This is a genomic window from Sediminicoccus sp. BL-A-41-H5 (assembly GCF_050632405.1).
Taxonomy (GTDB): Bacteria; Pseudomonadota; Alphaproteobacteria; order Acetobacterales; family Acetobacteraceae; genus Roseococcus.
This window is the reverse complement of record NZ_CP192601.1, coordinates 396,286-409,012: the sequence shown is the minus strand read 5'-3', so window position 1 is coordinate 409,012 and position 12,727 is coordinate 396,286. Positions and strand designations below refer to the sequence as shown.

Below are 12,727 nucleotides of genomic sequence, written 5' to 3'. Positions count from 1 at the left end.
GATTCACGCCTCCGGTCTGGCGCCCTCCAGCGATCGGGCGCGTAATCATGGACACGCACGTCCCTGCCAGCTTCGACGTCGCCCGCATCCGGCAGGATTTCCCGATCCTGGCGACTGATGTGCGCGGCAAGCCGCTCGTCTTCCTCGACAGCGGCGCCTCGGCGCAGAAGCCACGCCAGGTGATCGCGGCGATGACGCGGGCGATGGAGACGGCCTATGCCAATGTCCACCGCGGCGCCTATCACCTGAGCGAGGTGGCGACCGAGGCGCATGAGGCCGCGCGCGGCGCCGTGCAACGCTTCCTGAACGCGGCCGAGCCGGAGGAGATCATCTTCACCGGCAATGCCACCGGCGCCTTCAACCTCGTCGCACACAGCTTCGGGCGCGGCATGCTCAAGCCCGGCCAGTGCGTGCTGGTGAGCGAGATGGAGCACCACGCCAACCTCGTCCCCTGGCAGATGCTGCGGGATGCGGGCCTCGGCATTGGCCTGCGGTTCGTCCGTGTCACGGACAGCGGCGAGCTGGACCTGGACGATCTCGCGGCCAAGCTCGCGGATGGCAAGGTCGGCCTCGTGTCCGTCACGCACATGTCGAATGTGCTGGGCTCGGTCACGCCGGCCACCACCATCGTGCGCATGGCGCATGAGGCGGGTGCGCGCGTCATGCTGGATGGCAGCCAGGCCGCGGTCCATCGCGCGGTGGATGTCCAGGCGCTCGACGTGGATTTCTACGCCTTCACCGGGCACAAGCTTTACGGCCCGACGGGCATCGGCGTGCTCTATGGCAAGCGCGCGCTGCTGGACGCCATGCCACCCTTCTTCGGCGGTGGCGACATGATCGAGACGGTGACGCTGGAGCGCAGCACCTTCGCCGCCGCCCCTGCCCGCTTCGAGGCGGGCACGCCCGCCATCATCGAGGCGGTCGGCCTGCATGCGGCGATCGACTACGTGAACGCGATCGGCATGGAGGCGATCGAGGCGCATGAGCGTGGCCTGGTGGACCACGCCATGGCGACGCTGACCCGGGTGGAGGGGCTTTCGCTGCTGGGCAAGGCGCAGGATCGCGGCGGCGTCTTCGCCTTCGCGCTGGACGGCGTGCACCCGCATGACCTCTCCACCTATCTGGACCGCGCCGGCATCTGCGTGCGCGCGGGACGCCATTGCGCCGAGCCGCTGCATGCGCGATTCGGCCTCGAGGGCGGCAGCACGCGCGCCTCCTTCGGCCTCTACACGACGCGGGAAGAGATTGATTTCCTCGCGCAGAAGCTGACGGACGCGCGGAGATTTTTTGCGTGAGCGCGCCCGCGGATTTCCAGGAGTTGCAGGACCTCTACTCCAAGGTCCTGCGCGACCTGGCCCGCAACCCGGTCCATCGCGGCCGGCTTGAGAATGCCACCGCGTCCGCCCGCGGCGACAACCCGATGTGCGGGGACCGCGTGGATCTCTCGCTGATGGTAGCCGATGGCGCGATCACCGAGGCGATGTTCCAGGGCCGTGGCTGCGAGATCAGCCAGGCCAGCGCGGCGCTGCTGACTGAGCTGGTCCGCGGCAAGTCGCCGGCTGAGGCCCGTGCCCTGGGTGAGGCGGTAGCCCGCCTTGCGCGTGGGGAAGAAGTCAGCGGCGATGCGCCGGAACTGGAGCGCCTCGCCATCCTCTCGGTCGTGAAGAAATTTCCGAGCCGCGTGAAATGCGCCACCTTGGCCTGGCGCGCGCTCGATGCCGCCCTCGCGGGCGTGAAGGAGACGAGCAGTGAGTGAAAACGCGACCCATGGCAGCTGGACCCCTTCGGGCGAGCGGCTCGCCGCCGTGACGGAAGAGGGCGTGATCGCCGCCATCAAGACGGTCTTCGACCCCGAGATCCCGGTGGACATCTTCGAACTCGGCCTGATCTACGCGATCGAGCTCGGTGATGACGGGAAGGTCAAGGTCGAGATGACGCTCACCACCCCCTCCTGCCCCTCGGCGCAGGAACTGCCGAGCATGACGGAGGAGGCCATCCGCCAGATTCCCGGCGTCACCGATTGCGAGGTCGAGGTCGTCTGGGATCCGCCGTGGGACCAGTCGCGGATGAGCGAAGATGCGCGCCTCGCGCTCAACATGTTCTGAGGGAGACACGCGATGAGCACCACCGCCGCCCCCACCCGCCCCAAGCGCGAATTGCCGCCGCTGATGACGCTCTCCGACAGCGCGGCCGAGCGCCTCCGCAAGCTCTATGAGAAGGCCGAGGCCGGCAAGCTGCTGCGCATCGGGGTGAAGACCAAGGGCTGCTCCGGCATGGCCTATGATTTGAGCTTCGTGGACGAGGCCGGCCCGGGCGATGAGCGCGTGACGGACAAGGGCCTTTCCATCCTCGTGGACCGCAAGGCCAGCCTCTACCTGATCGGCACCATGATGGACTACGAGGTGAAGCCGATGAGTGCGGGCTTCATCTTCGTGAACCCGAATGAGAAGGGCCGCTGCGGCTGCGGCGAGAGCTTCCACGTCTGAACCACGGGGAGGCCCAGCCGCACCTCACGTGAACAGGCTGTAGAACATCCGGATGCTGGTCGCCGCCAGGAAGACCGCGAAGGCGCGCTTGAGCCAGATCGGCGGGATGGTGTGGGCGAGCTTCACACCCCAGGGGGTCGCGATGATCGAGGTCGGCACTATCAGCGCGAAGCCGACTAGGCTCACATAGCCCAGTGAATAGGGCGGCACATTCGGATCGTTCCAGCCGCCCCAGATGAAGCCGATGGTCGCCGGCACCGAGATGATCAGGCCGAAGACGCTGGACGTCGCGACCGCCGCGCGGATCGGATAGCCGAACATCGAGAGGATGGGCACGCCCAGCGTCCCGCCGCCAATGCCCATCATCGCACTCACAGAGCCCATGCCCATGCCGAGTGCCGCGCGCGGCGGCCCCTCGGGCAGCTTGTCCGCCACGCGGAAATCCACGCCCGTGAAGCCCATGTTGAGCGCCACCAGCAGCGCGACCATGCCGAAGACCGCCGTCAGCCCCTCACCGCGCACATGGACGGCGAGCGCCGTGCCAAGCGCCACGCCCAGCATCATGGGCAGCGCCATGGAACGCAGCAGCGCCTCGTCCATCGCGCCCGTCGCGCGGTGCTTGCGGGCCGAGACGATGGAGGTCGGGATGATGGTGGCGAGCGAGGTGCCGACGGCGAGCTTCATCTGCATCGCCTCGGGAATGCCGAAGAGCGGGAAGACGTTGAACAGCAGCGGCACGATCACGATGCCACCACCCACGCCCAGCAACCCCGCGAGCGTGCCGGACACCAGGCCCGTCGCCGCCATCGCCGCCGCGAGCGCGACAAGCCACAAAACTTCGTTCATGAAAACAACCCCGGCAGTCCCATTCTTGGAAGCATTGTCTAAAGACCCGCACCCCTGATGCGAAGTCCAGGTGCGGTAGCCCACCTTCCCGCCCGGCGCATGGCGTTCTAGCCTTCGCGTCGAATCAACCAAGGAAGGGAAAGCGCCATGATGCTCAAGGACAAGGTCGCCATCGTCACCGGATCGGGCGGCGGAATCGGCCGCGAAATTGCCATCGCCATGGCAGAGGCCGGCGCCAAGGTGGTGATCAACGACATCGGCGCCTCGCTGGGCGGCGAGGGCTTCTCCACCAGCCCGGCCGAGCAGACCAAGGCCATCATCGAGCAGAAGGGCGGCCAGGCCGTCATCAACACCGACAGCGTCTCCGAATGGGAGAACGCGAAGAAGATCGTCCAGACCGCGATCGATGCCTTCGGCCGCGTGGACATCGTGGTGAACAACGCCGGCATCCTGCGTGACCAGATCTTCCACCGGATGACGCCGGAGGAGTGGCTCTCGGTCATCAACGTCCACCTGAACGGCAGCTTCTTCGTCAGCCGCGCGGCCGCCGAGCATTTCCGCAAGCAGGAGAGCGGCAGCTTCGTCCACATCACCTCGACCTCGGGCCTCATCGGCAATTTCGGTCAGGCGAATTATTCCGCCGCCAAGCTCGGTATCGTGGCGCTGTCCAAGTCCATCGCGCTCGACATGAAGCGCTACAATGTCCGCTCCAACTGCCTCGCGCCCTTCGCCTGGAGCCGCATGACCAGTTCCATCCCGGCGGAGACGCCCGAGCAGAAGGCGCGCGTGGAGCGCATCATGAAGATGGGGCCGGAGAAGAACGCGCCGCTGGCCGTCTTCCTGGCGTCGGACGCCGCGAAGGAAGTGACCGGCCAGGTCTTCGCGCCGCGCATGCATGAGCTGTTCCTGTTCAGCCAGAACCGGCCGATCCGCTCCGTCCACAGCGAGAGCGGCTGGACGCCGGAGAAGATCGCCGAGATCGCGCTGCCGGCCTTCCGCGCGAGCTTCGTGCCGATGGAACGCTCGGGCGACGTCTTCAGCTGGGATCCTGTGTGACGTGAATTTCCAACTGAACGAGGAGCAGGCGGCGTTTCAGCAGGTGGTGCGCGGCTTTGCCGAACGCCACCTGGCGAAGGGCGCCGTCGAGCGGGCGCATACCGTGGGATTCCCCTGGGATGTCGCGAAGCTGATGGCCGACCAGGGCCTCTTCGGCATCATGATCCCCGAGGAGGATGGCGGGGCGGGTGGCACGGTGTTCGATGCCGTGCTCGCCATGGAGCAGATCGCCCAGGTCTGTCCGCGCAGCGCCGATGTGCTGCAGGCCGGCAATTTTGGCGCCTTCCGCACCTTCGCCGAATATGCCTCCCCGTATCAGAAGGAACGCTTCTTCAAGCCGCTGCTCGCCGGCGAGGCGGTGGCGGCGGTGGGGATGACCGAGCCTGACGCGGGCTCGGCGCTCACCGACCTCAAGACCTTCTGCACGCCGGATGGCGAGGGCTTCCGGCTGAACGGGCAGAAGGTCTTCACCACCAACTCGGCCGAAGCCAACGTCTTCGTCATCTATTGCCGCTTCGGGCCCGGCGTTGGCGGCATCGGCTCGGTGCTGGTGGAGCGTGGGATGGAAGGTTTCCGCCTCGGCCAGCCCAGCCTCTACATGAATGATGAGGAGTGGTGCGCGCTTTATTTCGACAATGTCTACATCCCGCCCGAGATGGTTCTGCTGGGCCCCGGCGGCTTCAAGAAGCAGATCGGCGGCTTCAACGTGGAGCGCGTGGGCAACACCACGCGCGCGCTGGCGCTCGGCGAATACTGCTTCAACGCGGCACGCGACCACGCCATGCAGCGCGTGCAGTTCGGCCGCAAGCTGATGGAGTTCCAGGGGCTGCAATGGAAGTTCGCCGAGATGCGGGTGGCGCTGGATGGCGCGCGCCTGCTGCTCTACCGCGCGGCCATCAATGCGGGGCGCGGCCTGCCGGATGGGCAGGAGGTCGCGATGGCCAAATACGCCTGCAACCAGGCGGGCTGGATGGCGGCCAATGAATCCATGCAGGTCATGGGCGGCACGGGCTACTCGAAGGATTTGCTGATCGAATACTGTGTCCGCCGCACCCGCGGCTGGATGATCGCGGGCGGCAGCCTCGAGGTGATGAAGAACCGCATCGCCGAGGGCGTGTTCGGGCAGAGCTTTTCGCAGCGGCCGCCGCGCGCATGAGAAAGAAGGGGCCTCCGGCGGCTGGGGCCTCAGGCCCCAGACCCCTTGAATGGATTTGGGTCTGGGGCCTCTCGGCCCCAGCCGCCGGAGGCTTTTTTCTTTGAAAGAACTTCTCGCGCCGCGCAGCATCGCGCTCATCGGCGCCTCGGGCGACCCGTCGCGCCTCACCGCCCGCGCGCAGATCTACCTCCGCAAGCATGGCTATGACGGCGCGCTGCACCCGGTGAATCCGCGCGCGCCCGAGGTGCTGGGCGAGCGCGCCTATGCGAGCGTCGAGGAGATCCCGGGCGAGATTGATTTCGCCTATATCCTGCTCAACACCGAGCATGTCGAAGGCCAGATCGCCGCCGTCGCGGCCAAGGGCGCCAAGGTGGCCTGCATCCTGGCGGATGGCTTCGCCGAAGCGGGCCCCGAAGGCGCCGCGCGACAGCAGCGCTGCGTGGAGGCGGCCAAGGCGGCGGGCCTGCGCCTGCTCGGCCCCAATTCCATGGGCCTCATCAACATCCCGGCGCGCATCGCCGTCAGCGTGAATGCGGCGCTGGAGGCCCCTTCCCTGCCGGCCGGCCGCATCGCGCTGGTCAGCCAGTCGGGCTCCATGCTGGGTGCCATCATGTCGCGCGGGGCCGCACGCGGGATGGGCTTCAGCCATCTCGTCGCCACCGGCAACGAGGCCGATCTGAGCGCCGGCGAAATTGCCGCCATGCTGGTGGATGACCCCGGCGTGGACGCGGTGATGCTCTTCCTGGAGGCGATCCGCCAGCCGCAGCACTACGCGCATGCGGCCTGGAAGGCGCATCGCGCGGGCAAGCCGCTCGTCGCGTATAAGCTCGGCCGCTCGCCCTATGGGGCGGAACTCGCCACCAGCCACACCGGCGCGTTGGCCGGTTCGGATGCGGCGGCCGAAGCCTTCTTCCGCGCGCATGGCATCCTCCGCGCCACCATGCTGGAGAGCTTTCTGGAACTCCCGGCCCTGGCCCTCGGCCGGCATCCGGCAGCGCGCCCGCACCGCGCCGTCTCCGTGCTGACAACGACCGGCGGCGGCGGCGCCATGGTGGTGGATGCGCTGGGTGTCGCGGGCATCGAGGCGCGCGTGCCCGATGCCGCCGCCTCCGCCGCGCTGGATGCGGTGAAGATGCACGGCCATGGCCGGCTGCTCGACATGACACTCGCCGGCACCAAGCCCGATCGCATCGAGGCGGCGATCCGCGCGCTCGACAAGGCCGCCGACACGGATGCGATCATTCCCGTCATCGGCTCTTCCGCGCAGTTCCGTCCGGCGGATGCGGTCGCGGGCATCCTCGCCGCGGCGCCGCATGTGCGGCCCGTCGCAGCCTTCCTCGTGCCCCAGGCCGATGCCTCGCTGAAGCTGCTCGCCGAGGCCGGCATCCCCGCCTTCCGCACGCCCGAGAGCCTGGCGGATGCCATGCGCGCCTTCCTTGACTGGCGCGCGCCGCTCGCGACACCGCATGTGGCGCTGCCCGAGGTGAAGGTCCCCGAGGCGCCGGATGAGGCCGACGCGCGCGATCTCTTCGCGGCGCTGGGCCTGCGCACGCTTTATTCGCGCGAGGTGGAGGCCGAGCATCGCTACCCCGTGGCGCTGAAGATCCTCTCGCCCGACATCGCCCACAAGACCGAGATCGGCGGCGTCGCGCTCAACATCCCCGACGCCGAAGCGCTGCGTGAGGCCGCGGCCGCGATGCAGGCGCGGGTGGCGAAGGCCGCACCGGATGCGCGGTTCAACGGCTTCCTGATCCAGCCCATGGCGAAGGGCCTGGCCGAGGTCATCCTGGGATTCCGCCGCGATCCGGAAGTTGGCCCCGTGGTCCTGCTCGGCGCCGGCGGCGTGCTGGCGGAGCTGCACCGCGACGTGGCACTTCGCCTCGCGCCCCTGCACGAGGCCGAGGCGCGGGAGATGATCGCGGAGGTGCGCGCGCTGCGCGTGATCGAGGGCTGGCGTGGGCTCCCGCGCGGCGATGTAGAGGGCCTGGTGCACGCCATCGTCGCCGTCTCGCGCCTCGCCGCCCTGCCGGAGATCCGTGAGGCGGAGATCAATCCGCTGATGATCCATCAAGAAGGCCTGACCGTGGCCGATGCCTGGGTGGTGCGCGCATGAAAGATCCCCGTTCCCTCATCGAGGCCCGCTACGGGCATCTGCCCTTCGAGCCGCCGGCCGAGGTGCCAGAGGCGCTGGCCGCCCTGCTCGACCGGCGCGTGACGCGCCGCTTCAAGCCGGACGCGATCCCGGAGCCGCTGCTGAACATCGTGCTCGCCGCCGCGCAATCGGCGCCCAGCAAGAGCGACATGCAGCAATACTCCATCGTGGTGCTGGAGGATGCGAAGCGCATCGCCGCCATCGCCGACTGGATCGGCACCATGCCCTGGATCAAGGATGCGCCGGTCCTGCTGATCTTCTGCGCGGATATCCGCCGCAACCGCGAGATCTGCGAGCGCGCTGGGCTCGAGCATGCGAATGACAATCTCGACACGCTGCTGAACGCGACGGTGGATGGCGCGCTGGCCTTGGGCATGTGCGTCGCGGCCGCCGACGCGGCGGGGCTTGGCACCTGCCCCATCTCCTACGTGCGGAACCACATGGAGAAGGTGGCGCCACTGCTTTCGCTGCCCAAGGGCGTGTTTCCCATCGCCGGCCTTTCGCTGGGCTGGCCCGCCGCCCGCAACGAGCCCAGCGCACGGCTGCCGCCTTCCGTCATCATCCACCGGGACCGCTATTCGACGGCGGGGGAGCCGGAGGCGCTGGCCGCCTATGATGCGCGGCGCGAGCGCGCCAAGCCGCGCTACCCCGAGATCCATGGCCCCGCGCCCGAGGGCTGCAGCTGGACCGAGAATGTGGCGCGCCAGCTCTCCGTGCCCGAACGCGCGGGCTTCCGCGCCTGGTTGCGCTCGCGCGGCTTCGCGCTTGACTAAGGGCGATGACAATCCCGGCGGCGCCGATGCGGGGGGCCGCAAGCCCCGCCGCGCCGTGCGCCCCAAGGATGCGGCGAGCCTGATCCTCTGGCGCGAGGGTGCGAACGGCACCGAGGTGCTGATGGGCCGCCGCCACCGCGACATGCGCTTCATGCCCGGCGTGCTGGTTTTCCCGGGCGGCCGCGTGGACATTGGTGACTACCATGCGCGACCGATGAGCGACCTTTCCCCGGCGACGCGCCGCATGCTGGAGATCAGCTCCCGCCCGACCCAGGCCGAGGCGCTATGCGCCTGCGCCATCCGCGAGTTGCACGAGGAAGCCGGGCTTGTCATGGGCCGGATCGAGGGCCGCCGTGAGAGCCTGTTCCCCGACTTCGCCCCCCTGCACTACCTGACGCGTGCCATCACACCCTCGGACCGCCCGATGCGGTTCCACGCCCGCTTCCTGGTGGCGGAGGCCAAGCACGCGCACGGCGAGATCCGCGGCTCGGGCGAACTGGAGGAGATTCGATTCTTCGCGCTCAGCGAATTGCACGCGCAGCCGCTGGCGAAGATCACCACCATGATCCTCGATGAGTTCTCCGCCTGGCTCGCGCTCTCACCGCAGGGGCGCGCGCGGCGGCAGCTCATCAGCATCCAGGGGCGGGACGACCGACGGCCGGAAAGACGTTAGACGAGGCGCCAGGCCTCGGCCTCGCGTGCGGCCACGCCATCCTCCTCCAGCATGATGAGCTGCGCGAGCAGGCTGCGCCCGGCCGCGGTCACCAGCTTGGGGTCGAGCGGGCCATAGACCTGCCCGACCAGCGCGGGAATTTCCATCGTCCCGCCCTCGCGGAGGGCGGCGATGATCCGCGCCTCGCGCCGGCGGCGATGCTCGGCCAGGCCATCCAGGAAGGGCATGGGGTCCGGCAGCTTCGGGCCATGGCCGGGCAGGTAGAGCCTGTCCTGCCCCTCACGCGCGCGCAGCCTGGCGAGGCTCGTCATGAAGTCGCGCATGTTGCCGTCGGGCGGGCTGACCACGCTGGTGGACCAGCTCATCACATGGTCCGCGCTGAACAGGATGCCGGAGCCCTCCAGCGCGAAGCAGAGGTGGTTGCCGCAATGCCCTGGCGTGAAGAGGGGTGTCACGCGCCAGTCCCCGCCGTCGAGCGGCACGCCATCGGGCAGCTTCACATCGGGCTGGAAGGCATGGTCCCCGCTTTCCACGCCCGGCGTCGCGTGCGGGCCGTATGCATATGTGGCCGCATCCGTCGCGGCCTGGAGCGCCGCAGCCCCAGGTGAATGGTCGCGATGCGTGTGCGAGACGAGGATATGCGTGATGCGCTCGCCTGCGGTGGCGGCCAGGATGGCGCCCAGATGCTCCGCATCCACCGGCCCTGGATCGAGCACCGCGACGGAGGCGCCGCCGCCGATCAGGTAGGTGTTCGTGCCGCGATATGTGAAAGGCCCCGGGTTGTTGCACAGAACGCGCCGCACGCCGGGGGCGATCACCTCCACCTGGCCATGCACCAGCGGGTCGTCGCGCAGGAAGGGGATGTTCACGCGGTCGTTCCTCGTTTTTGCGCGGCGCGGATGGTCTCACGCCGCATGATGTAAAGGGCCGCCAGCACGATCAAGCCCGAGCCCACGAAGGTCGCGATGCCCGGCGCCTCGCCGAAGAAGATCCAGCCCAGCAGCACCGCCCAGAGAATGCCCGTGTAGGAATAGGCGCCGAGGGAGGAGACCTGCGCACTCGCATAGGCCTCCGTCAGCATCACCTGTGCGACACCGCCGACCAGGCCGATCACCAGCAGCAGCAGCCATTCATGCCCCGTGGGCGTGACCCAGACGAAGGGCAGCGTCAAAGCGGTGAAGCCTGTCATCAGCAGCGACTGCCACAGCACGATGGTGGTGGAGCGTTCGGTGGCGGAGAGGCTGCGGACCAGCAGCGTCGTGGCGGCCGAAAAGACGCCATGCATCACGGCCACGACCATGCCGAAGATGATCCAGGGCTCCATCGGCCCCATGAAGGCGCCCTTGCCGAGCGCGATGACGAGGATGCCGACGAAGCCCAAGGCCACCGCGCTGAACCGGTGGATGCCCACCTTCTCCCCCAGCAGAGGGATGGCCAGCAGCGTCACGAAGATGGGCGTCGTGAAGGTCAGCGCCGTCTGCTCGGCCAGCGGCAGCACGGTGAGCGCGAAGAAGGAGCAGGACATGGCCGCCGTGCCGGTCATCGCGCGCATGACATGCTGCGGGAAGCGCTGGGTGGCGAGGCTCGCGCCCCCGCCCATCCGCAGCACGATCAGGAAGACGACCGGCAGCGCCAGGATGCTGCGGAAGAACATGATCTCAAAGAAGGGGATGCGCTCGCCCACCAGCTTCACCACCGCGCTCATCATGGTGAAGAGCGCGGTGGAGGCGAGCATCAGCAGTGCGCCGCGCCTCGCATCATGCCGAAGCGCCACGTTCCGCCCTTTCCTGCGCGCGGCGCACCCGCTCGCGATGCAGATTGTAGAGCCCGGCGCAGATGACGATCCCGGCACCGATCAGTGTGGTCCAGGCTGGCACCTCGGCCCAGATCAGATAGCCCAGCACCAGGCCCCAGAGCAGCGGCGAGTATTCCAGCGGCGCCAGCGACGCGATGTTGGCGAGCGCGAAGCCACGCGCAAAAAGCAGGTGCGCCGCCGCATTGGCGACGCCGAAGAAGAGCAGCAGCGCCAGCAGCCAGCTCAGCGGAAACAGGTCCGGAAATCCCTCCGGCGGCCAGAGGGCGGCGATGGGCAGGACCATCAGCCCCATCGGGATATGCGTCAGCATCAGCCAGAAGGAGATGCAGGCCGGCGTGTCGGTCGCCGCCAGCGTGCGCGTCCAGATGCGGCTGAGCGCCATGCCGCAGACAGCGACCAGCAGCACCGCCGCCTCCCACCGCCAGAGCTCGCCGCCTGGTTGAAGCATGAACATCACGCCCATGAAGCCCACCGCGCATGAGGTCCAGCGCCGCCAACCCACGCGCTCGCCCAGCATGGGGATGGCGAGCAGCGTCATCAGCAGCGGCGCCGCGGCCGCGACCGCATAGCTGTCGGCCAGGCCAAAGCCCGACATCCAGACGAAGTACCAGAGGATGGAGACAGAGCAGTGCATAATCGAGCGGCCGAAGACCAGCCGCTTGTTGCGCGGCCAGAGGCCCCGCCCGCGCGTCAGCAGCGCGATGGAGAGCGCGCCCGCGCCGCCGCGCCAGAGCATGGCGCCGGCCACGCCCACCACGGGCAGCGCGAATTTGATGGCTGCATCCGCGAAGGAAATGATGGCGTAGCCGAGGGCCGCCAGCATCAGGCCGCGCACCGCGGCCTCACCGCTGGTGGACCGCCCGGGCGGGTCCTTATCCAAGCAAGGCTTCCGCCTGCATGCAGGTGGCACCCCCGTGGTCGCGTGTCTCCGCGGTGGCGGCGTCGCCCTCGACACGCGCGAGGACGGACAGCGCATTCCCCGCGAAGCAGGGGCGCTTGCCGCGGAAGGCGAAGCGCGTGAGGCGCTTGCCGGGGGCCGCGTCCAGGATGGTCTGCGCCATCAGCGTCGCCTGCAGCGGGCCATGGACGATGAGGCCGGGATAGCCTTCCTCGCCGGTCACATAGGGCATGTCGTAATGGATGCGATGCCCATTGCCGGTGAGCGCCGAGTAGCGGAACAGCATCAGCGCGTCGGGCACGAGGTCCAGCCGCTGGTCGGCGGCGAAGGCGGGCGCGGGTTCGGCCGGGCGCACGGCGGCGCCCTCGGTGCCACGATAGACGATGTCATGCTCCTCGGTCAGCACCGGGCCGCGCGGACCCGTGATCTCATGCCGGACCGTGACGAAGACGAGCTTGCCCGAGCCGCCCGACTTCTCGGAGATGGCCGCGATGGTGGAGAGCCGCGTCACGCGGTCTTCCGCGCGCAACGCGTTCGTGTGGAAGTCGAGCCGGCCGCCCGCCCACATGCGGCGCGGCAATTCGTGCACGGGCGGCAGGAAGCCACCGCGCTTGGGGTGGCCGTCCGGCCCCACGCCCGAGGGGCGGCGCCAATCCTGGAAGAGCATCCAGTGCCAGAGCGGCGGGACGTCCCCCTCCGGCGTGGGGCGGTCCAGCGTTGCGGCGAGACCTTCGATCAGGCGGGGGTCGAGGCGGTCCTCACGGGTCTCCGTGCGGCCGAGGAAGTCCTGGTAGCTCATCCGGACATCCTTCCCCGCTTGGCCCGCGCGCCGCAACCGGGTTTTGCGCGCATCTGCCATCCCTTGGCCATG

At 68.7% G+C, this 12,727-nt stretch carries 14 protein-coding genes; 9 read left to right on the top strand and 5 right to left on the bottom strand.

The genetic code is table 11. The annotated features are described in order from the left end of the window. The first annotated feature begins 47 nt into the window (after positions 1 to 47). From ACQ860_RS01995 to ACQ860_RS01980, 4 genes are read left to right on the top strand one after another with little or no spacing between them, the layout of a single operon-like run. A complete protein-coding gene (locus tag ACQ860_RS01995) occupies positions 48 to 1,295 on the top strand; it encodes an aminotransferase class V-fold PLP-dependent enzyme (RefSeq protein WP_431301735.1) in 1,248 nt (415 codons plus the stop codon). Beyond that, on the top strand, positions 1,292 to 1,756 hold the full coding sequence (gene sufU / locus ACQ860_RS01990) for a Fe-S cluster assembly sulfur transfer protein SufU (protein WP_431301734.1): 465 nt from the start codon (positions 1,292 to 1,294) through the stop codon (positions 1,754 to 1,756). Before ACQ860_RS01995 ends, sufU begins: the two co-directional genes overlap by 4 nt. Continuing rightward, complete coding sequence (locus tag ACQ860_RS01985; RefSeq protein ID WP_431301733.1) at positions 1,749 to 2,105, top strand: SUF system Fe-S cluster assembly protein; 357 nt, start codon at positions 1,749 to 1,751, stop codon at positions 2,103 to 2,105. The genes sufU and ACQ860_RS01985 overlap by 8 nt, the downstream gene beginning before the upstream one ends. 12 nt (positions 2,106 to 2,117) lie before the next feature. Beyond that, positions 2,118 to 2,486, top strand: coding sequence for a HesB/IscA family protein (locus tag ACQ860_RS01980; protein WP_431301732.1), 369 nt, complete (start codon positions 2,118 to 2,120; stop codon positions 2,484 to 2,486). A gap of 24 nt (positions 2,487 to 2,510) precedes the next feature. Here ACQ860_RS01980 and ACQ860_RS01975 read toward each other — a convergent pair whose 3' ends face one another. Further along, positions 2,511 to 3,332 carry a sulfite exporter TauE/SafE family protein gene (locus ACQ860_RS01975; protein WP_431301731.1) on the bottom strand — a complete coding sequence of 274 codons (822 nt, stop codon included), beginning with the start codon at positions 3,330 to 3,332 and terminating at the stop codon, positions 2,511 to 2,513. A 147-nt stretch (positions 3,333 to 3,479) separates the two neighbouring features. Here ACQ860_RS01975 and ACQ860_RS01970 point away from each other — a divergent pair, with 147 nt between their 5' ends. The 5 genes from ACQ860_RS01970 (at position 3,480) to ACQ860_RS01950 (ending at position 9,142) form a co-directional block, all read left to right on the top strand. Next, positions 3,480 to 4,388: an SDR family NAD(P)-dependent oxidoreductase gene (locus ACQ860_RS01970; RefSeq protein WP_213611495.1), complete on the top strand. Its 909-nt coding sequence runs from the start codon at positions 3,480 to 3,482 to the stop codon at positions 4,386 to 4,388. A 1-nt stretch (position 4,389) separates the two neighbouring features. Then, positions 4,390 to 5,544 (top strand): acyl-CoA dehydrogenase family protein, encoded by a 1,155-nt coding sequence (locus tag ACQ860_RS01965; protein WP_431301730.1) that lies wholly within the window; start codon positions 4,390 to 4,392, stop codon positions 5,542 to 5,544. A 100-nt stretch (positions 5,545 to 5,644) separates the two neighbouring features. After that, positions 5,645 to 7,657: an acetate--CoA ligase family protein gene (locus ACQ860_RS01960; protein ID WP_431301729.1), complete on the top strand. Its 2,013-nt coding sequence runs from the start codon at positions 5,645 to 5,647 to the stop codon at positions 7,655 to 7,657. Then, a complete protein-coding gene (locus ACQ860_RS01955; RefSeq protein ID WP_431301728.1) occupies positions 7,654 to 8,469 on the top strand; it encodes a nitroreductase family protein in 816 nt (271 codons plus the stop codon). The genes ACQ860_RS01960 and ACQ860_RS01955 overlap by 4 nt, the downstream gene beginning before the upstream one ends. Then, positions 8,462 to 9,142 (top strand): NUDIX hydrolase, encoded by a 681-nt coding sequence (locus ACQ860_RS01950; RefSeq protein WP_431301727.1) that lies wholly within the window; start codon positions 8,462 to 8,464, stop codon positions 9,140 to 9,142. The genes ACQ860_RS01955 and ACQ860_RS01950 overlap by 8 nt, the downstream gene beginning before the upstream one ends. Here the strand turns inward: ACQ860_RS01950 and ACQ860_RS01945 are convergent. Genes ACQ860_RS01945 through ACQ860_RS01930 form a run of 4 tightly spaced genes read right to left on the bottom strand, consistent with a single transcriptional unit; the run spans position 9,139 to position 12,655 of the window. After that, on the bottom strand, positions 9,139 to 10,011 hold the full coding sequence (locus ACQ860_RS01945) for an MBL fold metallo-hydrolase (RefSeq protein ID WP_431301726.1): 873 nt from the start codon (positions 10,009 to 10,011) through the stop codon (positions 9,139 to 9,141). The genes ACQ860_RS01950 and ACQ860_RS01945 overlap by 4 nt on opposite strands. Continuing rightward, positions 10,008 to 10,916 (bottom strand): DMT family transporter, encoded by a 909-nt coding sequence (locus ACQ860_RS01940; protein WP_431301725.1) that lies wholly within the window; start codon positions 10,914 to 10,916, stop codon positions 10,008 to 10,010. The genes ACQ860_RS01945 and ACQ860_RS01940 overlap by 4 nt, the downstream gene beginning before the upstream one ends. Further along, the gene (locus tag ACQ860_RS01935) at positions 10,900 to 11,838 is read right to left on the bottom strand and encodes a DMT family transporter (protein WP_431301724.1); all 939 of its coding nucleotides are present in this window, start codon (positions 11,836 to 11,838) and stop codon (positions 10,900 to 10,902) included. The genes ACQ860_RS01940 and ACQ860_RS01935 overlap by 17 nt, the downstream gene beginning before the upstream one ends. After that, a complete protein-coding gene (locus ACQ860_RS01930) occupies positions 11,831 to 12,655 on the bottom strand; it encodes an FAS1-like dehydratase domain-containing protein (RefSeq protein WP_431301723.1) in 825 nt (274 codons plus the stop codon). The genes ACQ860_RS01935 and ACQ860_RS01930 overlap by 8 nt, the downstream gene beginning before the upstream one ends. Positions 12,656 to 12,727 lie beyond the last annotated feature (72 nt).